The sequence below is a fragment of the Plantactinospora sp. A48 genome (assembly GCF_055793945.1).
In genome coordinates, this window is record NZ_JBTIXF010000025.1 from 26,378 (window position 1) to 53,190 (window position 26,813).

Below are 26,813 nucleotides of genomic sequence, written 5' to 3' on the forward strand. Positions count from 1 at the left end.
CCGCACGGCGGGCTGTCACTCCCCCGTACCCGCGAGGTCGCGCAGCCGGCGTACCTGGGCCTCGCGTTCGGCCCGCTGCTGGTCGGCGGGTGACCGCCGGGCGGCGCCGGCCAGCAGCGCCTTGATCTCGATGACCGCGTCCCGGCTGCCGGCCAGCAGCGCGGCGGTCAGGTCGGCGGTCGCGGAGTCCAGCTCGGCCGCCGGCACGACCAGGGTGGCCAACCCCAACCGGTACGCCTCGGCGGCGTCCAGCCGACGCCCGGTGGCGCAGATCTCCAGCGCCCGGGAATACCCGACGAGGTCGACCAGCCGCCCGGTGCCGGCCAGGTCGGGCACCAGGCCCAGGGTGACCTCGGCCATCGACAACAGCGCGTTGTCGGCCAGCACCCGCAGGTCACACGCCAGGGCGAGCTGGAACCCGGCGCCGATGGCGTGCCCCTGCACGGCGGCGATGGAGACGATGTCCGGCCGGTGCAACCAGGTGAAACCGGCCTGGAACTCGGCGATCCGGTCGGCCGCCGCGGCGGGGGGCAGGCCCACCAGCTCCGCGAAGGAGCCCTCGCCGTCGCCGCGGGCGACCGCGAGGTCGAGTCCGGCCGAGAAGGCACGCCCCTCGGCACGCACCACCACGACGCGCACCTCCGCCGGCAGGTCGCGGTCGAAATCCCGCAGCGTCTGCCACATCGCCGGGGTCTGCGCGTTGAGGACGTCGGGCCGGGACAACGTCACCGTCGCCACCGGCCCGTCGCGGTCCAGCCGTACGCCGGCGGTCGTACGCACCGGGGTCACCGGTGACCGGCCGTGGGTACGGACCAGGCGATAGGGCGGGTCACGCCTTCTTGCGTCGGCGGGCGCCGCCGCGCTGCCGCAGTTGCACGCCGGATTCGGTGAGCACCCGGTGGATGAACCCGTAGGACCGGCCGGTCGAGGCCGCGAGGGCGCGGATGCTCTCACCCGAGGTGTACCGCTTGACCAGGTCCTTGGCGAGCGTCTGCCGCTCGGTCCCGACGATCCGGCGACCCTTCTCAGTGCTGGTGGCTGTGCCGGTGGCTGCCATGTTGATTCCTCACGTCCCAGACTGTGCGGTTCGATACGGTCCCACCTATTAGACCGCCTCGGACGATCATGCGCCAGATATCAACTCTTCGCCAACCGACACGCACGACAGTGTCGCAATCCCGATAGCCTGACCTGCGAACATGTCAGGCAGTGAGCAGGCGCTTCCAACTACGGGCGGTGAACCTCAGGCAAGTTCCACCAATTCGAGCAGGTCATCGCTCCAGGCGTCCTCGTCACCGTCCGGAAGCAGGATCGCACGGTCCGGCTTCAACGCCAGTACCGCGCCCGGATCGTGGGTCACCAGCACGATCGCCCCGGGGTACCGGGCGATGGCGTCCAACACCTGCTCCCGGCTGACCGGGTCGAGGTTGTTTGTCGGTTCGTCCAGCAACAGCACGTTGGCGCCGGAACAGACCAGGGTGGCCAGCGCCAGCCGGGTCTTCTCGCCACCGGAGAGCACCCCGGCCGGCTTGTCCACGTCCTCCCCGGAGAACAGGAACGCGCCGAGGATCTTGCGCAGGTCGGTGTCCGTCTGCTCCAGGGCCGCGCTGCGCATGTTCTCCAGCACGGTCCGGCCGATGTCCAGGGTCTCGTGCTCCTGGGCGTAGTAGCCCAGCCGGAGGCCGTGCCCCGGCCGTACCTCACCGGTGTCCGGTTCCAGCAGGCCGCCCAGCATCCGCAGCAGGGTGGTCTTGCCCGCGCCGTTGAGGCCCAGGATGGCCACCCGGGAACCGCGGTCCACCGCCACGTCGACGTCGGTGAAGATCTCCAACGACCCGTACGACTTGGACAGGCCGGTGGCGGTCAACGGGGTCTTGCCGCAGGCCGCCGGGCTGGGGAAGCGGACCTTGGCCACCTTGTCGGCGACCCTGACCTCATCCAACCCGGAGATCAGCTTCTCCGCCCGCCGGGCCATGTTCTGCGCGGCCACCGTCTTGGTCGCCTTGGCCCGCATCTTGTCGGCCTGCGCCATCAGCGCGCCGGCCTTCTTCTCGGCGTTGGCCCGCTCCCGCCGACGGCGCCGCTCGTCGGTCTCCCGCTGCGCCAGGTACGCCTTCCAACCCAGGTTGTAGACGTCGACCACCGACCGGGTGGCGTCCAGGAACCACACCTTGTTGACCACGGACTCCAGCAGCGAGCCGTCGTGACTGATCACGATGAGCCCGCCCTTGTGGTTGGCCAGGAAGCCCCGCAGCCAGGTGATCGAGTCGGCGTCGAGGTGGTTCGTGGGCTCGTCCAGCAGCAGGATGCCCCCGCCGTTCTCACCGGCGTCCCGGAACAGGATCCGGGCCAGTTCGATCCGGCGCCGCTGACCGCCGGAGAGGGTGCCGATGGTCTGCGCCAGCGCCCGGTCCGGTAGGCCCAGGTTGGCGCAGATCCGCGCGGCCTCCGCCTCGGCCGCGTACCCGCCCAGTGAGGCGAACTGGTCCTCCAGGGCGCCGTACCGGCGGACCAGTCGGTCCTCCGGGCCTTCGGCGAGCTGCTCCTCGAGCTGCTTCATCTGGGCCATCAGCACGTCCAGGCCGCGCGCCGAGAGGACCCGGTCCCGGCCGGTAACCCCAAGATCACCGGTACGTGGGTCCTGCGGCAGGTAGCCGATGGCGCTGCGCCGGTCGACCTGACCGGCGTACGGCTGGCCCTCGCCGGCCAGCACCTTGAGCGTGGTGGTCTTGCCGGCACCGTTGCGGCCGACCAGGCCGATCCGGTCACCGGGCTGCACCCGCAGGGTGGCCTCGGACAGCAGAATGCGGGAGCCGGCTCGCAACTCCAGGCCGGTGGCAGTGATCATGTCGACAGACTCGCTCTCGAGAGGAAGGGCTGACTCACGGGCACGGGTGAGCGCCGGCGGGGATCGGTCCGCACGCCGGCGCGGGGCGGGTCAGCCTTCGCAGAGCAGCACGCGCTCCAGTGTACCGGGCTTCCCCGGAGCGCGACCGGAGCCGGGTCTGGCGGGAACGGGCAGCGGCCTTGAAACACCGCCACCCGGCCGGAACCCGAACCGGATTACCCGGCAAGATCATCGGGTAACGTCCGGGAACGTCCGGCATCGTCCGGCGCTGATCCGTTGACACGTGCTGACTTTTGGAATGATCGGGGTTTCGATGGAGCTGAACGAGAACGCGGAGATCGACACCAGTCAGGTCGAAGACAGGCGCGGCTCGGGTGGCGGGGGTGGCGGTGGTGGCGGCATGGGCATCCCCATCCCGATTCCCGGCGGCGGCGGACGGGGCGGCCTGATCGGGATCATCATCGCCGTGCTGGTCGCCCTGGTCGGCGGCGGCTTCGGGGTCAGCCAGCTCGGCGGTGGCGGCAGTGATCAACCCGCCGACAACAGCAGCCTGGACCAGCGGTGCAGCGCGCCGGACGCCAAGCAGCAGCAGGACTGCCGCAACACCCTCTACATCAACTCGATCCAGGACTACTGGAAGACAGCCATGCCGGAGGCGTTCGACAAGGAGTACCAGAAGGTCACCACCATCTTCTTCAGCAACAACGTCAACACCGGATGCGGCCAGGCGGACTCCGGGGTCGGGCCGTTCTACTGCCCCTCGGACAAGCACGTCTACATCGATCTGGCCTTCTACGACACCCTTGAGCAGGAGTTCGGGGTCAAGGGCGAGTTCCCCCAGCCGTACGTGCTGGCCCACGAGTACGGCCACCACGTGCAGGACCTGCTCGGCACCAACGCCAAGGCGGAGCAGGGCGGCGCGCAGGGCCCGAACTCCGGGTCCGTGCGGCTGGAGTTGCAGGCGGACTGCTACGCGGGCGCCTGGGCGCACCACGCCACCGAGACCAAGACCAAGAGCGGCAAGGCGATCTTCAAGTCGATCGACCAGCAGGACATCAAGGACGCGGTGAACACCGCAGGCGCGATCGGTGACGACGCCATCCAGCAGAAGGCCGGCCGGGGCAACGACCCGAGTTCGTACACCCACGGCACCTCGGCCCAGCGGCAGAAGTGGTTCGAGCAGGGCTACGACAGCGGCGACCCGCGCAGGTGCGACACCTTCAGCGGCAGCATCTAGGCAGTTCCGCAGCGATCATCGGCGGTGTCGGGCGGGATCGGGTCCTTCCGGTCCCACCCGACCCGTTCACCCGCGCAACGCGGACCGGTCCGCCGTCACGACGCGGACCGGCCCGACCATGCGTCGTCGCGACGCGGACCAGCCCGACCGTCCGTCGTCGCAGCGCGGACCGGCCCGGCCGCGACTACGGTGAAGTGGCAGAGCCGATGCCAGACGAGAGGACTTCCGATGTCCAATCCCCCGCTGCCCGAGGACGCGGTCGCGATGCTGCGCAAGCCGAACCCGGCCGTCATCACGACGCTGCGTCCGGACGGACAACCGGTGTCCACCGCCACCTGGTACCTGTGGGACGACGGCCGGATCCTGGTCAACATGGACGAGGGCCGGAAGCGGTTGAGCCACCTCCGCAAGGACCCCCGGGTGACGCTCACGGTGCTCGACGACGGCAACTGGTACACCCACGTCAGCGTCATCGGCAGGGTCACCGAGATGCGCGACGACGAGGACCTGGCGGACATCGACCGGTTGTCCCGACACTACGGCGGCCAGGACTACCCGCGCCGCGATCGGGCCCGGGTGAGCGCCTGGATCGAGATCGACCGCTGGCACGGCTGGGGCGCCTTCAAGGACAGCAACCAACTCGGTTGAGCCGCAAGGAAGGGCCCCTTCTTATCGCTTTCGGTATAGCAGGGGCCCCTTGTTAACCACCCGAGGCCGGCTCGCGGACCAGGATCCGGACGGCCCGGGCGGCGGCGACCGCCTCCACCAGAACGGCATGGCGCGGTTCGGCGACCGTCAGGAACCGATCGGTCAGCAGCGCCGTCAACGGCACCAGTCGGCGATCGGCCAGTACGGTGTCGACGGCCCGTCGGTCTCCCCCGCCGACCAGCGCGGCCAGTCGAGAGACCTCCGGCAGCAGCAACCGGACGGCCAGTTCGACGGCGTCCCCGGCCGCCGCCCGGGCCTGGTTGTCGCGGCGCCTCGCGAACCGCTGCTGGGACCAGCCACCCGCGGCGGTGCGGCCCTGGACGTACCGGCTGTCCACCTTCGAAACGACCAGCCGGTCTCCTTCGGCCACCCCCATGGCCACGGCGCCCTTGCGGGCCAGCAGCAGCCCGAGCCGCCGGGGTACCGCCGCGGCGGACAGGAAGCCGGCGAGATCCGTGGCCGGCGGCGCGCCGGGCGGGGTGTCCAGCCGGGCCGTGGCGCCGTCCGGGGCGATCAACAGCAATCCGGCGGGATCCACCGTGACCTCCGCCGGGCCGCCGTGCCGGGCCGCGAAGTTCTCCAGCCAACGGGCCAGCCGGCCTGGATCGACGTCCACCCAGCGGCCACCGCCGGCAGCGGGCCGACTCATCCGGCACGCACCGATCGAGATCTTGGATTGTTCGGACCCCTCCGCGGGCCGAAATATTCCAAGATCTCTACGGCAGGCCTTTGGCTCGGGCTCATCGCCCTGACCGTACGACATTGCGGGGTGGGCGGCGGGGGTCGGGCGGCCGGGGGCGCCGACGAGGGGAACAGACCCGCAGGTCAGGAACGTCGGAGTGGGATGGCAGGATGCCCGGCATGTCGCAACCGGGGTCCGCGCTGGCCGAGACGGTGCTGGCCCGGTTGGTCGAGACGTACCGGCCGGCAGCCGATCTGGAACGGGCGGCCGCGATGTCCGCGTACATGCGGGGGTTGTTTCCCTTTCTCGGCATCCCGGCGCCGGCCCAGCGGACCCTGAGCCGCGCGGTGCTGGCCGGCCTGCCCCGGCCCGACGAGCCGGACCTGCGGGCGGTGGCGACCGGTTGCTGGGACCTGCCGGAACGGGAGTACCAGTACTTCGCCGCCGGATACCTGCGTCGGTACGTCGGGACGGCCTCGGCCGGTTTTCTGGCGACCGCACGGACGCTGGTCACCACGCGGTCGTGGTGGGACACCGTGGACCCCCTCGCGGTCCACCTGGTCGGTCCGCTGGTCCGCCGGCATCCTGAACTGGGCACCGCCATGGACACCTGGATCGGCGACGAGAACCCGTGGGTGGTCCGCACCGCGCTCCTGCACCAGCTCATGTACAAGGAATCCACCGACGAGGGGCGGCTGTTCCGGTACTGCTCGGCCCAGGGGCTGCATCCGGACTTCTTCGTCCGCAAGGCCGTCGGGTGGGCCTTGCGGGAGTACGCGAAGACGGCGCCGGACACGGTACGCCGGTACCTCGCGGCCAGCCGTTCCCGGCTGGCACCCCTCGCCCTCCGGGAGGCGGCCAGGAACCTCCCCGGACCGCGTTGATCATGATTTCGGCCGGCTCGTCGACTGGTCCACCGGCCTGAGGGGCAGCGACACGGATCGGGCCGGCGAAGGGCAGCCGACCGGACCGGCTCGGGGGTTGGCGAAGGGGTGGCCGCGCGGGTCGGGTCAGGCGCGGACCAGCACCGACACGGCCAGCCCGGCGATCAGCACGCTGGACAGCAGGGCCGTGACCAGCCGTCCGGTGCGTCCGGCCAGGGTCCGGCCGACCAGCGAACCCCCGCCGGCGATCAGCAGTTGCCAGCTCGCCGAGGCGAGGAAGGCACCCGTCACGAACAGCACGGCCGGACCGGCGCCCGACCCGGTGGCCGGTTGGCGGCCCACGACCAGGGCCGCGAAGTAGACGATGGTCATGGGGTTGAGCAGGGTCAGCGCCAGCACCGCCGCGAACGCCCGACCGGGAGTCGCCAGCGCCTCGCCGCGATCTGGTCGGGCCGGATCACGGTGCCGGGCCAGCGCCCGCCAGGCGCCGTGGCCGGCAAGCGCCAGCAGTACCACGGCGGCGACCCAGCGCAGTGGACCGGCCACCGGGGCGAGCACCCGGGCCAGTGCCACCCCGCCGCCAACCGCCGCCGTCGCGTACAGGCCGTCCGCGGTGGCCACACCGAGCGCCGCCGCCGCGCCGACCGCCAGGGAGACGCGGGCGCTCAGGCCCAGAATCAGGACCGCGATGGCACCGACCGGGACGGCCACGCCGTACCCGGCGACCACCCCGGCCAGGAAGGCCGCGGTCACGATCGTGGGTGCGGGACCGGGCCGGACGCCGGAACGTTCCGCTGTCGTCCGACCGGAAGCGCCGGTGGGACGGTGCGGACGAGATCCGGGTACGACGCGGTCACCGGATCATTCTCGGCGACCGCGCCGAACCACGTCGACCGATTATCAGACGTTGAAGCCGAGGGATCGGAGCTGGTCGCGGCCCTCGTCGGTGATCTTGTCGGGTCCCCACGGCGGCAGCCAGACCCAGTTGATCCGGAAGTCGTCGACCAGTCCGCCACCCGGCCCCTTGGTCAGCGCGTCCCGGGTCTGGTCCTCGATGACGTCGGTCAACGGGCAGGCCGCCGAGGTGAGGGTCATGTCCAGCGTCGCCACGTTGTCCTCGCCGACGTGGATGCCGTACACCAGGCCGAGGTCGACGACGTTGATCCCCAGTTCGGGGTCGACGACGTCCTTCATGGCCTCCTCGATCTCCGCGACCGCGGCCTTGCTGACACCCGCCTGGGCGCCGGCCGAGGCGGCGGCGTCCGACACCGCGTCGCTCAGCCCGCCGCCCGCCGACGCGGCATCCGCCGTCGCAGCGCCCGTCGGCTCAGCACCGACCGCCGGCTCATCATGGATCTTCGTCTCGTCGCTCATGCCGTCACCTCCGGGCTCACGCCCACACCGGCGCGCGCCGTGGCATCCTTGAACGCCATCCACGGCAGCAGCGCGCATTTGACCCGGGCCGGATAGCGGGCCACGCCCGCGAACGCCACCCCGTCACCCAGTACGTCCTCGTCCGGCGTGACCTGACCGCGCCCGGACATCAGTTCCACGAACGCCGCGTGCACCGCGAACGCCCGCTCGGTCTTCTGCCCGGTCAGCAGCTCGTGCAGCACGCTGGCCGACGCCTGACTGATCGAGCAACCCAGCCCGTCGTACGAGATGTCGGCCAGCCGGTCGCCGTCGGTCGCCACCCGCACGGTCACCTCGTCGCCGCAGGTCGGGTTGACGTGGTGCGCCTCGGCGACCCGCAGGCCCGGGTCGGGCGCCGCACGCAGCCCCCGACCGTGCGGGTGCTTGTAGTGGTCCAGGATGATCTCCTGGTACAGCTCGTCCATCCGCATCAGCCGAACACCTTCCGTGCCTGTTCCAGCCCCCGCACCAGGGCGTCGATCTCCCTGGTGGTGGTGTACAGGTAGAACGACGCGCGGGTCATCGCCGGCACGCCGAACCGGACGCACGTCGGGCGTGCGCAGTGGTGACCCACCCGGACCTGCACGCCCTGCGAGTCGAGCACCTGACCGACGTCGTGCGGGTGGATGTCGCCGAGCGCGAAGGAGATCGTGCCGCCCCGGCCGACCGGCACCGCCGGACCGAAGATCCGCAGGTCCGGCACGGTGGCGAGAGCATCCAGCGCGTACGCGGTGAGCTCCTTCTCGTGCCACTGCACGGCCCGCATCCCGATCCCGGACAGGTAGTCCACGGCCGCGCCCAGCGCGACCGCCTCGGCGATCGGCGGCGTGCCGGCCTCGAACCGGGCCGGCGGGGCCGCGAACGTGGATCGTGCCATGGTGACCGTCTCGATCATCGAGCCGCCGCTGAGCACCGGTGGCATCGCCGCCAGCAGCTCGGACCGGCCCCACAGCACGCCGATCCCGGTCGGCCCGCACATCTTGTGACCGGTGAAGACGATGAAGTCGGCGTCGTAGTCGACCACGTCCATCGGCAGCTGCGGCACCGACTGCGAGCAGTCCAGCAGCAGCAACGCGCCCACCTGCCGGACCCGCTGGGTGATCCGGGAGGTGGCGTTGATCGTGCCGAGGACGTTGGACATGTGCACCAGTGAGACGATCTTCGTCCGCTCGGTGACCAGCTCTTCGAGGTTCGACTCGTCGAGTCGACCGTTGTCGGTGAGCCCGAACCAGCGCAGCGTGGCACCGGTCCGCTCGCAGAGCAGCTGCCAGGGCACGATGTTGGCGTGGTGCTCCATCTCGGAGATCACCACCTCGTCGCCGGGGCCGAGCCGGAACCGCGGATCGGCGTCCGCCCGGGCGGCGCCCGCCGCACCGGTCGAGGTGTTCGAGAAGGCGTACGCGACCAGGTTGATCGCCTCGGTGGAGTTCTTGGTGAACACCACCTCGTCCGGGCTCGGCGCGTTGATGAACGCCGCGACCTTGGCCCGGGCTCCCTCGTACGCCTCGGTGGCCTCGGTTCCGAGCGTGTGTACCGAACGGGAGACGTTCGCGTTGCGCCGTTCGTAGTGCTCCCGCAACACGTCGAGGACCTGTCGCGGCTTCTGCGATGTGGCGGCGCTGTCCAGATAGGTCAGCGGGTGCCCGTTGACCTCCCGGTCCAGGATCGGGAAGTCGGCCCGGATCCGGTCCACGTCGAAGCGTGGCACGTCGTCGTACTGCGGCATGCCCGGCGGGATCGCGATGGTGGTCATGCGGTCACCTCGATGCGCTCGCTCATGCCGGCTCCTCGCCCGATCATGTCCGGCGTCCTCCGCCCTCGACTGGCTCAGCCGCGCGCCGTGCCGGCGCCGGCAACGTACCGCTCGTAGCCCTCTTCCTCGAGCTTGTCGGCCAGCTCCGGGCCACCCTGCTCGACGATCCGGCCGGCCACGAAGACGTGCACGAAGTCCGGCTTGATGTAGCGCAGGATCCGCGTGTAGTGGGTGATCAGCAGCAGGCCGGTCTCGCCGGTCTCGCGAACCCGGTTCACACCCTGGCTGACCACCCGCAGCGCGTCCACGTCGAGGCCGGAGTCGGTCTCGTCGAGGATCGCCATCTTCGGCTTGAGCAGTTCGAGCTGCACGATCTCGTGCCGCTTCTTCTCGCCACCGGAGAAGCCCTCGTTCACGTTGCGCTGGGCGAAGGCCGGGTCCATCTGCAACCGCTCCATGGCGCCGCGCAGCTCGCCGGCCCAGGTGCGCAGCTTCGGCGCCGTGCCGTCGATCGCGGTCTTGGCGGTACGCAGGAAGTTGGCCACCGAGACACCCGGCACCTCCACCGGGTACTGCATGGCCAGGAAGAGCCCGGCGCGGGCCCGCTCGTCCACGGACATGGCCAGCACGTCCACACCGTCCAGCAGGACGGATCCGCTGGTGATCTCGTACTTGGGGTGACCGGCGATCGAGTACGCCAGGGTGGACTTGCCGGAGCCGTTCGGGCCCATGATGGCGTGGGTCTCCCCGGACCGCACGGTCAGGTCGACACCGTGCAGGATCGGCTTCAGCTCCCCGTCGGGCAGCTTGACCGACACCTGCAGGTCGCGGATCTCCAGGGTGCTCATTATCGGGTCACTCCATTACTCGGCGTGAGGCTGACGTACAGGTCGCCGTCACGGACGTCGACGGGATAGACGGGGACGGGTTCGGTGGCGGGCAGCCCGGTCGGCTCGCCGGTGCGCAGGTCGAAGCGGGAGCCGTGCAGCCAGCACTCCAGCGTGCAGCCGTCGACCTCACCCTCCGAGAGCGGGACGGCGGCGTGCGAGCACTCGTCGTACACGGCGTAGAAGTTGTCGTCGTCGGCGTGCACGACGGCGATCTCGGTGCCGTCCACCTCGGCGCGGATCGCCGTACCCTTCGGCACGTCGTCCACGGCGCAGATCCGGATCGGTTCGGTCATCAGGCCCCCACGCCGGTGAGCCGGGCCTCGATGGCGTCGCCCAGTCGCTCGCGCAGGTCCTCGACCGGAATCTTGTTGATCAGCTCGGCGAAGAAGCCGCGGACCACCAGCCGGCGCGCCTCGGCCTCCGGGATACCCCGGGCCATCAGGTAGAACAGCTGCTCGTCGTCGAACCGGCCGGTGGCGCTGGCGTGTCCCGCCCCGGCCACCTCACCGGTCTCGATCTCCAGGTTGGGCACCGAGTCGGCCCGCGCGCCGTCGGTGAGCAGCAGGTTCCGGTTGATCTCGTACGTGTCGGTGCCGGTGGCCTCCGCCCGGATCAGCACGTCGCCCACCCAGACCGTGTGCGCGTCGGTGCCCTGGAGGGCGCCGCGGTAGCCGACGTAGCTGCGGCAGTCGGGCGCGGTGTGGTCGACGAGCTGGCGGTGTTCGAGGTGCTGACCGCCGTCGGCGAAGTACAGGCCGTAGAGTTCCGCCTCGCCGCCCCGGCCGGTGTACTCCACGCTGGTGTACTGCCGGACCAGCTCACCACCGAGCGACACCTGGATGTGGACGACCTTGGCGTCGCGGCCCAGCCGCACCTTGAGGTGCTGCGCCTGCACCGCGTCGGGCGCCCAGTCGGCCACCGTGACCAGCACCAGCTTGGCCCCGTCGGCGACGGCCACCTCGACGTTGTCGGCGAGCGTCACCGAACCGGTGTGCTCCAGCACCAGGGTGGCCTCGGCGAACCGACCGACCTCGACGTAGGTGTGCCCGTACGCCACGCCCTCGGCACCGCCGCCGACCACCCGCACCACGGCCGGACCCGTCGGCACGGCGTCGGCGCTGACCGAGACCAGCAGGGACTGCTCGGCGCCGCCGTAGGCCAGCGCGCTGATCCGGTCGAACGGGGTAAGCACGCTGCCCACCCGCGCGTCGTCGTGCGGCACGGTGGAGACCGTCACGCCGGGGGGAAGCTGCCCGTACTCGTACTTGACCAGGCCGGTGGCCACGGGCGTACCGGTGGCCAGCCCGCGCAGCCGCTTCAGCGGGGTGAACCGCCAGTCCTCCTCCAGCCCGGTGAGGGCCGGGAAGTCCGACACGTCGTACGAGCGGAGCGCCTGCGACTTGGTCTTCGGCGGCGCGAATGCCTGCGTACTCATCTCATCCTGTCTCTGCTGCCCAACAATGCGTGTGTCGCCGCCTCGGGCGGTCCCGGCGGACGGACCCGGGTGTCGCCGCACCGGCGGGTGGCCGGGGGAACCGGACCCGGCTGGTCGCCGCCGGGGCGAGCCCCGACGGCGGTTCGTCGGCGCTCAGCCGACCGCGCCCTCCATCTGCAGCTCGATCAGGCGGTTGAGCTCCAGCGCGTACTCCATCGGGAGTTCCTTGGCGATCGGCTCGATGAAACCGCGCACGATCATCGCCATCGCCTCGTCCTCGCTCAGACCCCGGCTCATCAGGTAGAAGAGCTGGTCCTCGCTGACCTTGGAGACGGTGGCCTCGTGGCCCATCGACACGTCGTCCTCGCGGATGTCCACGTACGGGTAGGTGTCCGACCGGGAGATCGCGTCGACCAGCAGCGCGTCGCACTTCACGGTGCTGCGGCTGTTGTTCGAGCCCTCCAGCACCTGCACGAGACCGCGGTACGAGGTCCGGCCGCCGCCCCGGGCGATCGACTTGGAGACGATCGTGCTGGACGTGTGCGGCGCGGCGTGGACCATCTTCGCGCCGGCGTCCTGGTGCTGCCCCTCGCCGGCCATGGCCACCGAGAGCACCTCGCCCTTGGCGTGCTCGCCGGTCATGTAGACCGCCGGGTACTTCATGGTCACCTTGGAGCCGATGTTGCCGTCGATCCACTCCATGGTCGCGCCCTCGTGGCACACGGCGCGCTTGGTGACCAGGTTGTAGACGTTGTTCGACCAGTTCTGGATGGTCGTGTAGCGGCACCGGGCGTTCTTCTTGACGATGATCTCCACGACCGCGCTGTGCAGCGAGTCGGACGAGTAGATCGGCGCGGTGCAGCCCTCGACGTAGTGCACGTACGCGCCCTCGTCGACGATGATCAGCGTCCGCTCGAACTGGCCCATGTTCTCGGTGTTGATCCGGAAGTACGCCTGGAGCGGGATCTCCACGTTCACGCCCTTGGGGACGTAGATGAACGACCCGCCGGACCAGACCGAGGTGTTCAGCGCGGCGAACTTGTTGTCGCCGACCGGGATCACCGTGCCGAAGTACTCCTTGAAGATGTCCTCGTGCTCCTTGAGCGCGGTGTCCGTGTCCAGGAAGAGCACGCCCTGCTCCTCAAGGTCCTCACGGATCTTGTGGTAGACCACCTCGGACTCGTACTGAGCCGCGACGCCGGCGATCAGCCGCTGCTTCTCGGCCTCGGGGATGCCCAGCCGGTCGTAGGTGTTCTTGATCTCCTCGGGCAGGTCCTCCCAACTGGCGGCCTGCTTCTCGGTGGAGCGCACGAAGTACTTGATGTTGTCGAAGTCGATCCCGGTGAGGTCGGCACCCCAGGACGGCATCGGCTTGCGGCCGAACAACCGCAGCCCCTTGAGCCGCAGGTCGAGCATCCAGGCCGGCTCGTTCTTCTTGGCGGAGATGTCCCGCACCACCGCCTCGTTGAGGCCGCGCTGGGCGGAGGCGCCCGCGATGTCGGAGTCGGCCCAGCCGTACTCGTACCGACCCAGAGCGGCGAGGTGCTCCTCCTGGGAGACGGGCTGGACGATCTGCTCGGTCATCTATCTGTCCTCACAGTGGTGACGGTGTTTCCGGTCTGCTGGTCCGCCGCGCCGGTCGGCGTCGACGAGGATCCGCGGCGCTGGGCCTGGGCCGGGATGTGCGTGGTGCACACCCCGTCGCCGTGCGCGATGGTCGCCAACCGCTGCACGTGCGTGCCGACCAGGCGGGAGATGACCGCCGTCTCGGCCTCGCAGAGCTGCGGGAACTCGGCGGCGACGTGCGCCACCGGGCAGTGGTGCTGGCACAGCTGTCCACCGCTGGCGATGGTGGAGGCATTGGCAGCGTAGCCCTCGGCGGTGAGCGCCCCGGCCAGGGCCTCCGCCCGGGCCAACGGGTCGTCGCCGGCGCCGGCCAGCGCCACGCGGCACCGCGTCTCCAGCGCGGCCACCTGCTCGTTGGCGAAGTCGTCAACGGCGGCCGAGCCGCCGTGGCGGGCGATCCAGCGCAGCGCCGCGGTGGCCATGCCGTCGTACGTGTGGGTGCCGCAGCGGACCCGTCCGGCGTCGGTGAGCAGGAAGACCTTGGCGGGCCGACCACGTCGGCGACCGTCCCGGGCCGGCTGCTCGCGGGCCTCCACGTCGCCGTCGGCCTGCATCGCGTCCAGGTGCCGGCGGATGGCCGCCGGGCTCAATCCGAGCTCGGTGCCCAGTTGGGCGGCGGTGGCCGCGCCCCGCGCCAGCAGCAGCCGGGTGACGCGGTCCCGGGTCCGGCCGTCGGTGGCGGGCACGGCGGCACCGGCGGCCGAACCGGCCACCACGTGCTCGGAAAGCACCGCCACGTTTTTCACAACGCCAACGTTACGTAATTGGTCGGAGGGTCGCAAACCCGGGTCCCGGTGATCCGGGCCACCGGCCGCCGAAACGGACGGTGACCCTTCAGTACGATGGGCGCCGTGAGCCGATCTGGCCCCTTGAGCAGCGCGTCGACCCTTCGCGGGCTGGCGCTGGCCGCAGTGGTGGCAAACGTGGTCCTCGTCGTCACCGGGGGCGCGGTCCGGTTGACCGACTCCGGCCTCGGCTGCCCGACCTGGCCACGATGCACCGAGGACTCCTACCGGACCACGCCCGAAATGGGCGTTCACGGCATGATCGAGTTCGGTAACCGGTTGCTGTTCTTCGTGATCGGCGCGATCGCGGTGGCCGGCCTGGTGATGGCGCTACGCCAGCGGCCCCGGCCGCGCGGGCTGGTGCCACTGGCCGTGGCGGCCGGACTCGGCATTCCGGCCCAGGCGGTGGTGGGTGGCCTCACCGTGCTGACCGGGCTCAACCCCTGGGTGGTCGGGCTGCACTTCCTGGCCTCGATGGCCGTGCTGGCCGGGGCGTACGCCTTCTGGCGACGCGCCGCCGAGCCGGCCGGGCCCACGCCGGCCGCCAGGCCGGTGGGGTCGGTCGCAGAGGTGACGCCGGCCGGGATGGTGACGTCCGCCACGCTGGTGACACCGGCTGGGGCGGTGGCACCCGGAGCGGCCACACCGGTCGTACCGGCCCCGCTACGGGTCCTGACCGGGCTGGTCACCGCGGTGAGCGCGGTGGTGCTGGTGATCGGCACGTTCGTCACCGGCAGTGGACCGCACTCCGGCGACCACGGGGCGGCGCGCAACGGGCTGGACCCGGCGGCGATCGCCCAGCTGCACACCGACGTGGTCTGCCTGCTGATCGGCCTGTCGGTGGCGCTGTGGTTCGCGCTGCGGGCAGTCGGTGCGCGGCGCGCCAGCCGGGCCGCCCTCGTACTGGTCGGTGTGGAGTTGGGCCAGGGGTTGATCGGCTTCGTCCAGTACCTCACCCATCTGCCGATTCTGCTGGTCGGCGCCCACATGCTGGGGTCCGCCCTGGTCTGGCTGGCCACCCTCGACGCGCTCCGGGTCACCCGCGAGCGCCGCCCGCTGCCGACCGACCCGTCCGACGATCACGCCATCGACCGGTCCGTCGACCAGCCGGGTGATGGGCTTCACCGCGAGGTCCGGACGGTGCTGTCGCGGTAAGCCCCTGATCGCCGAGGCCCAGCGGGCCGGCGCACGGCGGGGACAAACGAGAGCGACCCGGGGGCAACGCCCCGGGTCGGCTGGTACTCGGTCAAATATCTCAGCGAGCCATGGTATTTCAGCGAGCCATGGTGCGGCGGGCCATCGAACGCCAGAGGTCGTTGCTCGGGCGCATCTGGTCCATCAGCTCGCGCTCCCACTCGTTCTCCACTGCGACGCCCGCGGTGGCACACGCCTGCCGGGCCACATCGGTGTCGTCGGCGAACTGGTCGCCCCACGCCCCGTCGGAGCCCACCACAACGATCCGAGCCCCCCGCTTGCCGACGTACTCGACGACCGCCCGCGCACCGCCATGCTCGGCGGCGAACGCCTTGAGCCAGGCCGCCAACCCGGAAGGGGCCGGCCCGGTCTTCTCGGTCGTCAGCGTCGTATCGGAACCATCTGCCATGACCGAAGGGTAAGCAGACAACGGCTCACGTGCGGGCAACTTATCGACAATATGTGACGCCAATTACCAGCGCGTTTAAGATCCTCAAGAGTCGATTCGACCCGTTTCTATGGTTTCGGACCGATGATCCCGGCCGGCAAACCGGGTGAAACCAGGCAGGTTACGGGGAGAGTCGGTCCTAAATCCATCGGTGACCGTAAAAGCGGCACTCCCGGGAAATCAGACGAGAGCATCCACGGCGGCAGCCACGAACAGAACCACCAGATAGGTGTTGGACCAGTGGAAAAGCCGCATCGGCTTGACCGCGTCACCCCGGCTGGCCCGAGCCGCCAGCCGGTGCGCCTCGGACAGGAAGACCGCCCCCACCACGAGGGCCGGTACGGCGTAGACCGGGCCGATGCCGGGCATCAGCGGCCAGACGGCCAGCGAGGCGAGCACGGTCAACCAGGAGAAGAGCAGGATCTCGGCGTTGAGCCGGCGGGTCGAGGCCACCACCGGCAGCATCGGGATGCCGGCGCGGGCGTAGTCGACCTTGTACTTGATGCCCAGCGCGTAGAAGTGCGGGAGCTGCCAGAAGAAGACCACGGCGAACAGCGCCCAGGCCCCCGGGCTCGGCGACCCGGTCACCGCGACCCAGCCGATCAGCACCGGCGCCGCCCCGCAGAACCCGCCCCAGAACGTGTTCTGGGTGGTGGTCCGCTTCAGCCACATCGTGTAGACGAGGTCGTAGTAGGCGATGGAGGCGAGCGTCAGCAGCGTCGCGGTCCAGTTGGTGAAGGTCGCCATCAGGACCGTGGACAGCACGGCCAGGACGAGACCGAAGACCAGCGCGTTGCGCGGGGACACCGTGTGCGACGGCAGCGGCCGGCGCTTGGTCCGACGCATCACCTGGTCGATGTCGCGGTCGATGTAGCAGTTGATCACGCTGGCCGCGCTGGCCGCCAGCGTCCCGCCGAGCAGCACCACCCCGACCAGCCACAGCGACGGCAGGCCGCCGGCCGCGAGCATCATCGGCGGCACGGTGGTCACCAGCAACTGCTCGACGATGCGCGGCTTGGTCAGCATGACGTACGCGCGCACCACGGCCCGCCAGTCACGCCGGGGCGCCGCACCGGTCGCCGCGTCCGCCGGGGCCGGAGACCCGGCCGCGGGGGAGCCGGGGCGTTCGGTGATCATGCTCACGGAATGCCACCTTCCGGCATCGGCATGGAAGATCGAATCGGCAGCCGAGGCGGTTCCGCGTCCGCTTACCGAGACAACAGGGTACGCGGCGTCACGGGGCCCACCCGGCCGACCCGGCAACGGTGCGGCCGATCACACCTGTTCGGGTGGCGGCAACCCGCGTAGCGCAGCCGCCCGCCGGGTAGACAACGCCGGTGGGCAACCACAGTCAGACAACGGCGAGCGTCGAGGCGCTGGCCGGGCAGACAACGACAGGTGTCGAGCCAACGGCACCGATTCGTAACGCGCGGTTACCCGTAGATCCCTGCTCCCGCGTTCATCCGCGCTCGATAGGGTCATCATTGAGGGTTCCGCCCACCTGCTGAGGAGCACAACCATCGTGGCTGAAAACCGACGCGAGCCAAGCCCGCTGAACTGGTCCGACCTCGACCGCCGGGCCGTCGACACCGTACGCGTACTGGCGATGGACGCCGTGGAGAAGGCCGGCAACGGTCATCCCGGCACCGCGATGAGCCTGGCCCCGGCCGCGTACCTGCTCTTCAACCGCCTGATGCGGCACGACCCCACGGATCCGGACTGGGCCGGTCGGGACCGCTTCGTGCTGTCCGCGGGACACAGCAGCCTCACCCTGTACATCCAGCTCTACCTCTCCGGGTACGGGCTCAGCCTGGCGGACCTGAAGTCGCTGCGGCAGTGGGGTTCACTCACCCCCGGGCACCCGGAGCACGGGCACACCGCCGGGGTGGAGACCACCACCGGCCCGCTCGGCCAGGGCGTGGGCAACGCGGTCGGGATGGCGATGGCCGCCCGCCGCGAGCGCGGGCTGTTCGACCCGGACGCCGCACCCGGTGAGTCGATCTTCGATCACCACATCTGGTGCATCGCCTCGGACGGCGACATGGAGGAGGGCATCAGCCACGAGGCCGCCGCGCTGGCCGGACACCAGAAGCTGGGCAACCTCGTCCTGATCTACGACGACAACGAGATCTCCATCGAGGACGACACCCGGATCGCCAAGAGCGAGGACGTGGCCGCCCGGTACGCCGCGTACGGCTGGCACGTGCAGACCGTCGACTGGCGCCGCGGCGACGCCGACCAGGGCGACTACCACGAGGACGTCGAGTCGCTCTACCGCGCCCTCGCCGCGGCCCGGGCGGAGACCGACCGGCCCTCCTTCATCGCGCTGCGCACCATCATCGCCTGGCCCGCCCCCAACAAGCAGAACACCGGCAAGTCGCACGGTTCGGCGCTGGGCGCCGACGAGGTGGCCGCCACCAAGAAGCTGCTCGGGTTCGACCCGGCACAGACCTTCGCGGTGGACGAGAAGGTGCTGGCGCACGCGCGTGAGGTGGTCGAGCGCGGTCGCGGGGCCCACGCCGAGTGGGACCGCGCGTTCGCGGCCTGGGCCGGGTCGGCCGGCGACCGCAAAGCGCTGTACGACCGGATGCGCACCCGGACCCTGCCGGACGGCTGGACCGACGCGCTGCCGGAGTTCCCCGCCGACGCCAAGGGCCTCGCCACCCGGGCCGCGTCCGGGAAGGTGCTGGAGGCCCTGGCGCCGGTGCTGCCCGAGTTGTGGGGCGGCTCGGCCGACCTGGCGGAGAGCAACAACACCACGATGAAGGGCGAGCGGTCGTTCATCCCGGCCGAGTACGCCACGAAGGAGTTCCCCGGCGACGAGTACGGTCGCACGCTGCACTTCGGCATTCGTGAGCACGCGATGGGCGCGGCCCTCAACGGCATCGTCCTGCACGGCGGCACCCGCCCGTACGGCGGCACGTTCCTGGTGTTCAGCGACTACATGCGACCGTCGGTGCGGCTCGCCGCGCTGATGAAGCTGCCGGTGGTCTACGTCTGGACGCACGACTCGATCGGCCTGGGCGAGGACGGCCCCACCCACCAGCCGATCGAGCACCTGACCGCGCTGCGCGCCATCCCCGGCCTGGACGTGGTCCGCCCGGCCGACGCCAACGAGACCGCCTGGGCCTGGCGGATGGCCCTGGAGCACACCGACCGGCCGACCGCGCTGGCGCTGAGCCGGCAGCCGCTGCCCACGGTGGACCGCTCGACGCTGGCCGCCGCCGAGGGCGTGGCCAAGGGCGGGTACGTGCTGGCCGACGCCACGGGAGGTCAGCCGAGCGTGATCCTCATCGGCACCGGCTCCGAGGTGCAGCTGTGTCTGACCGCCCGGGAGCGGCTGGAGGCCGAGGGCACGCCCACCCGGGTGGTGTCGATGCCCTGCCAGGAGTGGTTCCGGGCGCAGGACGAGGCGTACCGGGAGTCGGTGCTGCCGCGCGGGGTGAAGGCCCGGGTCAGCGTCGAGGCCGGTGTCGCGATGTCCTGGCGTGATCTGGTCGGTGACTGCGGCGAGAGCGTGGCCATCGAGCACTATGGGGCCAGCGCCCCGCACACCGTTCTGTTCGAGCAGTTCGGTTTCACCCCGGACCGGGTCGTGGCGGCGGCGCACGCGTCGCTGGCCCGGGTCGGCACGATCACCGGCAACACCACCGGCAACTGAGGGAGCGAGGTCAGCGATGACGGACAGGTTGGGCGAACTCACCGCCGCGGGCGTGGCGGTCTGGCTTGACGATCTTTCCCGGGTACGCCTGAGTTCCGGCGGACTGGACCGGCTGCGCCGGGAGAAGCACCTGGTCGGGGTGACCACGAACCCGACCATCTTCGCGAAGGCGCTCAGCGACGCCGACGAGTACAACGGTCAGCTGCGCGAGCTGGCCACCCGCGGGGTGTCGGTCGAGGAGGCCGTCCGGATGCTCACCGCGTACGACGTCCGGTGGGCCTGCGACGTGATGCGCCCGGCGTACGACGCCAGCGCCGGCGTCGACGGTCGGGTCTCGCTGGAGGTCGACCCCCGGCTGGCGTACGAGACCGAGAAGACGGTCGCCGAGGCGAAGGCGCTGTGGTGGCTGGTGGACCGGCCGAACCTCTACATCAAGATCCCGGCCACCGAGGCCGGCCTGCCGGCGATCACCGCGGCGCTGGCGGAGGGGATCAGCGTGAACGTGACGCTGATCTTCGGGCTGGACCGCTACTCGGCCGTGATGGAGGCGTTCCTGGCCGGGCTGGAGCAGGCGAAGGCCAACGGGCACGACCTGTCCACGATCGGCTCGGTCGCGTCGTTCTTCGTCTCCCGGGTGGACACCGAGGTGGACAAGCGGCTGGACCGGGTAGCCGACAAGGCCGCCGACACCGAAGGTAAAGAGCGCGCTCTGGGGCTCAAGGGACGCGCCGCCGTGGCGAACGCCCGGCTGGCCTACCAGCGCTACGCCGAGGTGTTCGCCTCGGACCGCTGGCGGGCCCTCGCCGACGCCGGCGCCCACCCGCAGCGCCCGCTGTGGGCCTCCACGTCGACGAAGAATCCCGACTACCGGGACGTCATCTACGTCGAGGAGCTGATCGCACCGGGTACCGTCAACACCATGCCGGAAGCGGTGATCGACTCGTACGCCGACCACGGCGAGACGGGTGGCGACACCGTGACCGGGGCGTACGACGACGCTCAGCGGGTGATCGACGCCCTCGGCGCGGTCGGCATCGACTTCGACGACGTGATCGCCACCCTGGAACGGGAGGGTGTCGAGAAGTTCGAGGCGAGCTGGCAGGAGCTGCTGGACGGCGTCCGCAAGTCGCTGGAGGCGGCGGCGCAGGGACAGAACCAGCCGAACGAGGCGGCCCGGGGCAACGCCGACGCCGCCGAGCGGGCCGGCGGCAACGCGTGACCGACCTGCTCGCGGGTCCGGTGGTGGCCGGCGGCGGGCTGACCGTCCACGGCGCGGCGGCGGCCGGCTCGGCCGCCGCCGTCCGCGCCGATCTGGTCGCGGCCGGGGTGCCACACCGGCTGGCCGAGCACGACCCCACGCTGTGGGGTGCGGGGGCCGAGGACGAGGCCAAGATCCGGCTGGGCTGGCTGGACACGTTCCGGCGCAGCCGGGAGCTGCTCCCCCAGCTCGCGGAGCTCTGCGCCGAGCTGGGCGATCTCGACCACGTGGTGCTGGCCGGCATGGGCGGCTCGTCGCTGGCGCCGGAGGTCATCGCCCGCACCACCGGGCGGCCGCTGACCGTGCTGGACACCACCGACCCGGGTCGGGTACGGGCCGCGCTCGGCGACCGGCTCGACCGGACCGTGGTGGTGGTGGCCAGCAAGTCGGGTTCGACGGTGGAGACCGACAGCCATCGGCGGGCCTACTGGCAGGCGTTCCTCGACGCCGGGCTGACCGAGGCGGAGGCCGGTCGGCACTTCGTGATGGTCACCGATCCCGGCTCGCCGCTGGCCGAGGTCGCCGCCGAGATGGGCGCGGTGGTCATCCCGGCCGACCCGGAGGTCGGTGGCCGCTACTCGGCGCTGACCGCCTTCGGGCTGGTCCCGACGGCGCTGGCCGGGGTGGAGGTGGCCGAGCTGCTGGACCAGGCCGAGGCGCTGGCCGGTTCGCTGGCCGGTGCGGAGGACAACCCGGGCCTGGCCCTGGGCGCGGCGCTGGGTGCGGCCGTCCGGGACGGGCGGGACAAGGTGGCGCTGGTCCCGGACGGCACCGGGATCGACGGACTGGGCGGCTGGGTGGAACAGCTCATCGCCGAGTCGACCGGTAAGAACGGCACCGGCCTGCTGCCGGTGGACATCACCGCGCCGCGTGGTCCGGGTTGCACCGGCCCGGATGTGCTGACCGTGAGTTACGGCGGCGCCCTGCGGGCCGGCGAGGTCCCGGGCGGTGGGGCCCACCTCGACGTGGCCGTCAACGGCCCGCTCGGTGCGCACTTCCTGGCCTGGGAGTACGCGACCGCGGTGGCTGCCGTGTCGCTCGGGGTCAACCCGTTCGACCAGCCGGACGTCGCGGCCGCCAAGGAGAACACCAGCCGGCTGCTGACCTCCGGTCCCCCGACCGAGGTGCCGACGTTCACCGAGGGCGCCATCGAGGTGTACGTGCCGCGCGACCAGGCGACCCCGGGCGACCCGACGGGCGGTTCCAGTGACCTCGCCGGAACGCTGGCGGCGTTCCTGGCGGGGATCGCCGACGGTGGCTACCTCGCCGTGCTCGCCTACCTGGACCGGGTCGCCGACGCCGACGCCGCCCAGTTGCGCCCACTGCTGGCCGCCGCCACCCAGCGGTCGGTCACGTTCGGCTGGGGACCCCGGTATCTGCACTCCTGTGGCCAGTTTCACAAGGGCGGCCCGCCGGTGGGGTCGTACCTCCAGCTCACCGGCGTGGTCAACGCGGACCTGCCGGTCCCGGGCCGGCCGTTCAGCTTCGGGGAGCTGCAGGCCGCCCAAGCCGCCGGGGACCGGGCGGCGCTGGCCGGCCGGGGCCGGCCGATGTTACGTCTACACCTGACCGACCGGGCGGCTGGCGTGGCCCAGCTGCTCGACGCCGTCCGTAATCTGCGGAGTTGAGAATGAGCCACAGGGCGACAGAGCAAGGAGGAGGCGTGAATCCTCTGCGCGACCCGCAGGACCGGCGCCTGCCGCGGATTCCGGAGCCGTGCGCTCTGGTGATCTTCGGGGTGACCGGAGACCTGGCCCGCAAGAAACTGCTGCCCGCCGTGTACGACCTGGCCAACCGCGGGCTGCTCCCGCCCGGTTTCGTCGTGCTCGGCTTCGCCCGCCGCGACTGGGGAGACGGCGACTTCGAGTCGCTGGCCCACGAGTCGGCCCGCAACCATGCCCGGACACCGTGGCGGGAGGAGGTGTGGGCACGGCTCGCCGGCAACATCAAGTTCGTCGGTGGGTCGTTCGACGACGACGCCGCCTTCGACCGGCTCGCCCAGACCCTGGACGAGCTGCGTGACAGCCACGGCATCCACGGCAACGCCGCGTTCTACTTCTCCATCCCCCCGGCCGCCTTCCCGGTGGTGCTCAAGCAGCTCGCCCGGACCGGCATGGCCGACAACGACAAGTGCGGCGGCTGGCGCCGGGTCGTGGTGGAGAAGCCGTTCGGCAAGGACCTGCAGTCCGCCAAGGAGCTGAACGACCTGGTGGACGACGTCTTCACCCGGGAGGACGTGTTCCGCATCGACCACTACCTGGGCAAGGAAACCGTCCAGAACATCATGGCGCTGCGGTTCGCGAACAATCTCTTCGAGCCGCTGTGGAACTCCAAGTACGTCGACTCGGTGCAGATCACCATGGCCGAGGACGTCGGGATCAGCAGCCGTGCCGGGTTCTACGACTCGGCCGGCGCCGCCCGGGACGTGTTGCAGAACCACCTGCTCCAACTGCTCGCCCTGGTCGCCATGGAGGAGCCGACGAGCTTCGACTCCAGCGAGATCCGGGCCGAGAAGCTCAAGGTGCTCAAGGCGATCAAGCTGCCGGCCGACCCGCACTCCGAGACCGTCCGGGGGCAGTACCTGGCCGGTTGGGTGGGCGGCGAGCGGGCCGTCGGGTACCACGAGGAGGAGGGGGTGCCGGCCGACTCCACCACCGAGACGTACGTGGCGGTGAAGCTGGCCATCCAGAACCGGCGCTGGGCCGAGGTGCCGTTCTACATCCGGGCCGGCAAGCGGCTGCCCCGGCGGGTCACCGAGGTCGCCATCATGTTCAAGAAGGCGCCGCACCTGCCGTTCAACCCGGAGGACATGGAGATGCTGGGCAACAACCAGCTGGTCATCCGGGTCCAGCCGGACGAGGGCGTGGTGCTCAAGTTCGGTTCCAAGGTCCCCGGCACCACCATGGAGGTCCGGGACATCGCGATGGACTTCCAGTACGGCGAGGCGTTCACCGAGTCCAGCCCCGAGGCGTACGAGCGGCTGGTGCTGGACGTGCTGATCGGCGACCGGACGCTGTTCCCGGACGCGGCCGAGGTCGAGCAGAGCTGGCAGGTCGTCGACCCGCTGGAGGAGTCGTGGCAGGGCACCAAGCCGGAGCCCTACCGGGCCGGCGAGTGGGGTCCGCGTGCCGCCGACGAGATGCTGGCCCGGGAGGGCCGGGCGTGGCGGCGGGCGTGAACGCGGGCGTGAGCGAGCCGAACGAGCAAACCTGGAGGACCCATTGATCGGCCTGTGGGACACCACCGGCAACGAGGTGGTCAAGGCGCTGGCCGCCGAGCGGCGCAGTGCCGGCGGGGTGGCCAGCGGGATGGCGTTGACCCTGATCGTCGTCGTGGACGAGAAGCGGGTCCGGGAGGCCGAGGCGGCCGCCACGGTCGCCGCCGCCGCGCACCCGTGCCGGCTGCTGGTCGTGGTGCGTTCGGACGTGGACCGGGACCGTAACCGGTTGGACGCCGAGATCGTGGTGGGTGGCCGGCTCGGTCCGTGCGAGGCCGTGGTGATGCGGATGTACGGCCGACTCGCGCTGCACGCCGAGTCGGTGGTCATGCCGTTGCTGGTGCCCGACGTACCGGTGGTGACCTGGTGGCACGGTGAGCCGCCGGAGCGGATCGCCAACGACTATCTGGGGGTGGTGGCGGACCGCCGGATCACCGACGCCGCCCAGGCGAAGGATCCGATCGCCGCGCTGCACCAGCGGGCCGAGGACTACGCGCCGGGCGACAGTGACCTGGCGTGGACCCGGATCACCCCGTGGCGCACGCTGGTGGCCGGCGCCTTCGACACCCGGGCGGCCGAGGTGACCGAGGCGAACCTGGTGGCACCGCCGAGCGACCCGACCGCGGCGCTGATGTCCGGCTGGTTGCAGGCCCGGCTCGGCATCAGGCCCGTCTGGCACCGGACCGACGAGTTTCCCCGGATGCGTTCGGTGCAGCTGCTCTGCGCCAACGGCGACCAGCTGGAGCTGGTCCGGGACGACTCGATCGCCACGTTCCACCGGACCGGCCAGCACGACCGGCAGTTGCCGCTGGTCCGCCGCCCGCTCGGTGACGAGCTCGCCGAGGAGCTGCGCCGGTTGGACGCCGACCAGGTGTACGCCGAGGCGCTGTGCGCGGTGACCGGGATACCGGGTCTGGATCGCCGGCCCCGGCAGCGGGTACACATCTGGAAGGATCCGGCGACCGCCGAGCGGGCCGAGGCGGGGATCAGCGCACACCCGGGTCCGAGCAGCGAGCCGGCCCCATGACCGAAACCAGTGTGGTGGTCCACGCCGACCAGGACGTGCTGGCCCAGGCGGTGGCGGCGCGGCTCATCGTGGCCCTCATCGACGCCCAGGCGGACCGGGGTGAGGCCGGTGTCGTGCTGACCGGCGGCCGGATCGCCTCGGCGGTGTACCGGGCGATCCGGGAGCTGCCGGCGCGGGACGCCGTCGACTGGCACCGGGTGGACGTGTGGTGGGGCGACGAGCGGTTCGTACCGGCCGACTCCCCCGACCGTAATGACGTGGCGGCCCGCGCCGCCCTGCTGGACGCGCTGCCGCTGGACCCGGCCCGGATCCATCCGATGCCGGCCGCGGACGGACCGGCCGGTGACGATCCGGAGGCGGCCGCCGCCGCGTACGCCGCGGAACTGGCCGCCGCGGCCCGACCCGGCACGGCCGCCCTGCCCCACTTCGACGTGCTGCTGCTCGGCGTGGGCGAGGACGGGCACGTGGCCTCGGTCTTCCCCGAGCATCCCGTGGCATACGAGACCCGGCCGGTCAGCGCGGTACGGGGCAGCCCCAAACCGCCGCCGGTGCGGATCAGCCTCACCCTGCCGGCGATCAACACCGCCGACGAGGTCTGGCTGATCGCCGCCGGCTCGGACAAGGCCCGGTCGGTCGGCATGGCGCTGTCCGGGGCCGGGCCGGTGCAGTTGCCGGCCGCCGGGGTCCAGGGTCTGAGCCGTACCCGGTGGTTGCTGGATCGTTCGGCCGCGGCCGAGGTGAAGCCCCGGTTCCGCAGCCTGCGATGAACCTCGACCGGCCGGGTGGGGTCCCCACCCGGCCGGTCTCAGCGGGTGGGCAGGGATTCCGGCTGGCGATCGTCTGTGGCGTCGTCGGGGCGCGGCCCCAGGATCCCGTCGAGGCGACGGTGCAGGGCCACGATCTCCGCGCGTAGCGCCCGGATGTCCTCGGCGGTCGCCGGGGCGGGCTGGTCGCGGTCGGCAACCTTCGCCACGATCCAGGTGGCCAGGGACCCGGTTACGAAACCGATCAGGCCGATGCCGCCGATCATCAGCCCCAACGCGACGAACCGGCCCTCGGTGGTCACCGGGTAGTGGTCGCCGTAGCCGACCGTGGTGATGGTCACCACAGCCCACCACAGCGCCTCCGGATAGTCGGTGATGTTCGCCCCGGTCGCGCCGCGCTCGGCGTCCAGCACCGCCAGCGCCGCCACGACGACCAACAACACGGTGGTGGCGGTCACATAGGCGGCCAACCGGCCCCGGACCCAACTCTCGGTACGCCGGGTGAGGGTGAGCACCACCGTGACCAGCCGGACCGCCCGCAACGGGCGGAGGAACGGCAGGAGCAGCACCGCCAGGTCGAACAGGTTGCCCCGCAGGAAGCGCCGCCGGTCGGTGGCCAGGCCCAGCCGGGTCAGGAAGTCGAGCCAGAACAGCAGCCAGATGACGATGGTGGCGATCTCGCACGATCCGGCCCAGCCTGGGCCAAGATCCGGCCGCAGGATGGGGATCGCGTAGGCGGCGAGGAAGACCAGCGACAGCACGGTCAACGGCAGCCCGCTCAGCCGGCCCCAACGCTCGACAAGCTCATGACGGTCGACTCCGTCGGGGCGGTCGGCTCGGTCGGAACGGTCGTCCGTGGTCCGCATGATCCGTCACCGCCACCTGTGTCCGCGCTCGTCCCGGTCACGTCCCCGCTGGCACTGTACGTGCTCGGGATGTCGGATCGGGAACGGAGCCGGCCCGGGAACGCCGAACCGCGCGCG

26 protein-coding genes are annotated in these 26,813 nt (G+C 71.1%); 10 read left to right on the top strand and 16 right to left on the bottom strand.

The annotated features are described in order from the left end of the window. Positions 1 to 15: 15 nt before the first annotated feature. From ACXN5W_RS15245 to ACXN5W_RS15255, 3 genes are all read right to left on the bottom strand, one after another. Positions 16 to 780, bottom strand: a complete 765-nt coding sequence (locus ACXN5W_RS15245) for an enoyl-CoA hydratase/isomerase family protein (protein WP_473158935.1) — start codon at positions 778 to 780, stop codon at positions 16 to 18. 49 nt (positions 781 to 829) lie between these two features. After that, positions 830 to 1,057 carry a helix-turn-helix domain-containing protein gene (locus tag ACXN5W_RS15250; protein WP_095566055.1) on the bottom strand — a complete coding sequence of 76 codons (228 nt, stop codon included), beginning with the start codon at positions 1,055 to 1,057 and terminating at the stop codon, positions 830 to 832. A gap of 186 nt (positions 1,058 to 1,243) precedes the next feature. Continuing rightward, positions 1,244 to 2,848, bottom strand: coding sequence for an ABC-F family ATP-binding cassette domain-containing protein (locus ACXN5W_RS15255; RefSeq protein ID WP_473158936.1), 1,605 nt, complete (start codon positions 2,846 to 2,848; stop codon positions 1,244 to 1,246). 313 nt (positions 2,849 to 3,161) lie between these two features. Between ACXN5W_RS15255 and ypfJ the strand changes: the two genes are divergently transcribed. Both ypfJ and ACXN5W_RS15265 read left to right on the top strand, forming a co-directional pair. Beyond that, positions 3,162 to 4,085, top strand: coding sequence for a KPN_02809 family neutral zinc metallopeptidase (gene ypfJ, locus ACXN5W_RS15260; protein ID WP_473158937.1), 924 nt, complete (start codon positions 3,162 to 3,164; stop codon positions 4,083 to 4,085). A gap of 228 nt (positions 4,086 to 4,313) precedes the next feature. After that, a complete protein-coding gene (locus ACXN5W_RS15265) occupies positions 4,314 to 4,733 on the top strand; it encodes a PPOX class F420-dependent oxidoreductase (RefSeq protein ID WP_473158938.1) in 420 nt (139 codons plus the stop codon). 52 nt (positions 4,734 to 4,785) lie between these two features. Here ACXN5W_RS15265 and ACXN5W_RS15270 read toward each other — a convergent pair whose 3' ends face one another. Beyond that, positions 4,786 to 5,442 (bottom strand): acVLRF1 family peptidyl-tRNA hydrolase, encoded by a 657-nt coding sequence (locus ACXN5W_RS15270; protein ID WP_473158939.1) that lies wholly within the window; start codon positions 5,440 to 5,442, stop codon positions 4,786 to 4,788. Between the two features lie 212 nt (positions 5,443 to 5,654). Here ACXN5W_RS15270 and ACXN5W_RS15275 point away from each other — a divergent pair, with 212 nt between their 5' ends. Continuing rightward, the gene (locus ACXN5W_RS15275) at positions 5,655 to 6,359 is read left to right on the top strand and encodes a DNA alkylation repair protein (protein ID WP_473158940.1); all 705 of its coding nucleotides are present in this window, start codon (positions 5,655 to 5,657) and stop codon (positions 6,357 to 6,359) included. Positions 6,360 to 6,485: 126 nt separating this feature from the next. Here the strand turns inward: ACXN5W_RS15275 and ACXN5W_RS15280 are convergent, their stop codons facing one another. The 9 genes from ACXN5W_RS15280 to ACXN5W_RS15320 all read right to left on the bottom strand — a co-directional run bounded on the left by ACXN5W_RS15280 (position 6,486) and on the right by ACXN5W_RS15320 (position 14,222). Then, complete coding sequence (locus ACXN5W_RS15280) at positions 6,486 to 7,112, bottom strand: LysE family transporter (protein ID WP_473158941.1); 627 nt, start codon at positions 7,110 to 7,112, stop codon at positions 6,486 to 6,488. Between the two features lie 147 nt (positions 7,113 to 7,259). Beyond that, positions 7,260 to 7,733, bottom strand: coding sequence for a metal-sulfur cluster assembly factor (locus ACXN5W_RS15285; protein ID WP_473158942.1), 474 nt, complete (start codon positions 7,731 to 7,733; stop codon positions 7,260 to 7,262). After that, positions 7,730 to 8,203, bottom strand: a complete 474-nt coding sequence (gene sufU, locus ACXN5W_RS15290; RefSeq protein WP_473158943.1) for a Fe-S cluster assembly sulfur transfer protein SufU — start codon at positions 8,201 to 8,203, stop codon at positions 7,730 to 7,732. Before sufU ends, ACXN5W_RS15285 begins: the two co-directional genes overlap by 4 nt. Then, a complete protein-coding gene (locus ACXN5W_RS15295; RefSeq protein WP_473158944.1) occupies positions 8,203 to 9,525 on the bottom strand; it encodes a cysteine desulfurase in 1,323 nt (440 codons plus the stop codon). The genes sufU and ACXN5W_RS15295 overlap by 1 nt, the downstream gene beginning before the upstream one ends. A gap of 74 nt (positions 9,526 to 9,599) precedes the next feature. Continuing rightward, the gene (gene sufC, locus ACXN5W_RS15300; RefSeq protein WP_473158945.1) at positions 9,600 to 10,373 is read right to left on the bottom strand and encodes a Fe-S cluster assembly ATPase SufC; all 774 of its coding nucleotides are present in this window, start codon (positions 10,371 to 10,373) and stop codon (positions 9,600 to 9,602) included. After that, positions 10,373 to 10,708, bottom strand: a complete 336-nt coding sequence (locus ACXN5W_RS15305; protein WP_473158946.1) for a non-heme iron oxygenase ferredoxin subunit — start codon at positions 10,706 to 10,708, stop codon at positions 10,373 to 10,375. The genes sufC and ACXN5W_RS15305 overlap by 1 nt, the downstream gene beginning before the upstream one ends. Beyond that, positions 10,708 to 11,850 carry a Fe-S cluster assembly protein SufD gene (gene sufD, locus ACXN5W_RS15310; protein ID WP_473158947.1) on the bottom strand — a complete coding sequence of 381 codons (1,143 nt, stop codon included), beginning with the start codon at positions 11,848 to 11,850 and terminating at the stop codon, positions 10,708 to 10,710. The genes ACXN5W_RS15305 and sufD overlap by 1 nt, the downstream gene beginning before the upstream one ends. 153 nt (positions 11,851 to 12,003) lie before the next feature. Further along, positions 12,004 to 13,434: a Fe-S cluster assembly protein SufB gene (gene sufB, locus ACXN5W_RS15315; RefSeq protein ID WP_473158948.1), complete on the bottom strand. Its 1,431-nt coding sequence runs from the start codon at positions 13,432 to 13,434 to the stop codon at positions 12,004 to 12,006. Beyond that, positions 13,431 to 14,222 (bottom strand): helix-turn-helix transcriptional regulator, encoded by a 792-nt coding sequence (locus tag ACXN5W_RS15320; RefSeq protein ID WP_473158949.1) that lies wholly within the window; start codon positions 14,220 to 14,222, stop codon positions 13,431 to 13,433. Before ACXN5W_RS15320 ends, sufB begins: the two co-directional genes overlap by 4 nt. 105 nt (positions 14,223 to 14,327) lie before the next feature. Between ACXN5W_RS15320 and ACXN5W_RS15325 the strand changes: the two genes are divergently transcribed. Beyond that, positions 14,328 to 15,416 carry a COX15/CtaA family protein gene (locus ACXN5W_RS15325; protein ID WP_473158950.1) on the top strand — a complete coding sequence of 363 codons (1,089 nt, stop codon included), beginning with the start codon at positions 14,328 to 14,330 and terminating at the stop codon, positions 15,414 to 15,416. Positions 15,417 to 15,534: 118 nt separating this feature from the next. Here the strand turns inward: ACXN5W_RS15325 and ACXN5W_RS15330 are convergent, their stop codons facing one another. Both ACXN5W_RS15330 and ACXN5W_RS15335 read right to left on the bottom strand, forming a co-directional pair. Beyond that, on the bottom strand, positions 15,535 to 15,864 hold the full coding sequence (locus ACXN5W_RS15330) for a hypothetical protein (RefSeq protein WP_473158951.1): 330 nt from the start codon (positions 15,862 to 15,864) through the stop codon (positions 15,535 to 15,537). A 219-nt stretch (positions 15,865 to 16,083) separates the two neighbouring features. After that, the gene (locus ACXN5W_RS15335) at positions 16,084 to 17,046 is read right to left on the bottom strand and encodes a heme o synthase (RefSeq protein WP_473158952.1); all 963 of its coding nucleotides are present in this window, start codon (positions 17,044 to 17,046) and stop codon (positions 16,084 to 16,086) included. Positions 17,047 to 17,425: 379 nt separating this feature from the next. Here ACXN5W_RS15335 and tkt point away from each other — a divergent pair, with 379 nt between their 5' ends. Genes tkt through pgl form a run of 6 tightly spaced genes read left to right on the top strand, consistent with a single transcriptional unit; the run spans position 17,426 to position 25,833 of the window. Beyond that, entirely contained in the window at positions 17,426 to 19,564 is a 2,139-nt protein-coding gene (gene tkt, locus ACXN5W_RS15340; RefSeq protein WP_473158953.1) for a transketolase, read from the top strand. Positions 19,565 to 19,580: 16 nt separating this feature from the next. Beyond that, a complete protein-coding gene (tal, locus tag ACXN5W_RS15345; protein ID WP_473158954.1) occupies positions 19,581 to 20,783 on the top strand; it encodes a transaldolase in 1,203 nt (400 codons plus the stop codon). Further along, on the top strand, positions 20,780 to 22,450 hold the full coding sequence (locus ACXN5W_RS15350; RefSeq protein WP_473158955.1) for a glucose-6-phosphate isomerase: 1,671 nt from the start codon (positions 20,780 to 20,782) through the stop codon (positions 22,448 to 22,450). Before tal ends, ACXN5W_RS15350 begins: the two co-directional genes overlap by 4 nt. A gap of 2 nt (positions 22,451 to 22,452) precedes the next feature. Continuing rightward, positions 22,453 to 24,000: a glucose-6-phosphate dehydrogenase gene (zwf, locus tag ACXN5W_RS15355; protein ID WP_473158956.1), complete on the top strand. Its 1,548-nt coding sequence runs from the start codon at positions 22,453 to 22,455 to the stop codon at positions 23,998 to 24,000. 43 nt (positions 24,001 to 24,043) lie between these two features. After that, complete coding sequence (locus ACXN5W_RS15360) at positions 24,044 to 25,066, top strand: glucose-6-phosphate dehydrogenase assembly protein OpcA (protein WP_473158957.1); 1,023 nt, start codon at positions 24,044 to 24,046, stop codon at positions 25,064 to 25,066. Then, positions 25,063 to 25,833, top strand: coding sequence for a 6-phosphogluconolactonase (gene pgl / locus ACXN5W_RS15365; RefSeq protein ID WP_473158958.1), 771 nt, complete (start codon positions 25,063 to 25,065; stop codon positions 25,831 to 25,833). Before ACXN5W_RS15360 ends, pgl begins: the two co-directional genes overlap by 4 nt. A 38-nt stretch (positions 25,834 to 25,871) precedes the next feature. Here pgl and ACXN5W_RS15370 read toward each other — a convergent pair whose 3' ends face one another. Then, a complete protein-coding gene (locus ACXN5W_RS15370; protein ID WP_473158959.1) occupies positions 25,872 to 26,696 on the bottom strand; it encodes a potassium channel family protein in 825 nt (274 codons plus the stop codon). Positions 26,697 to 26,813: the final 117 nt, after the last annotated feature.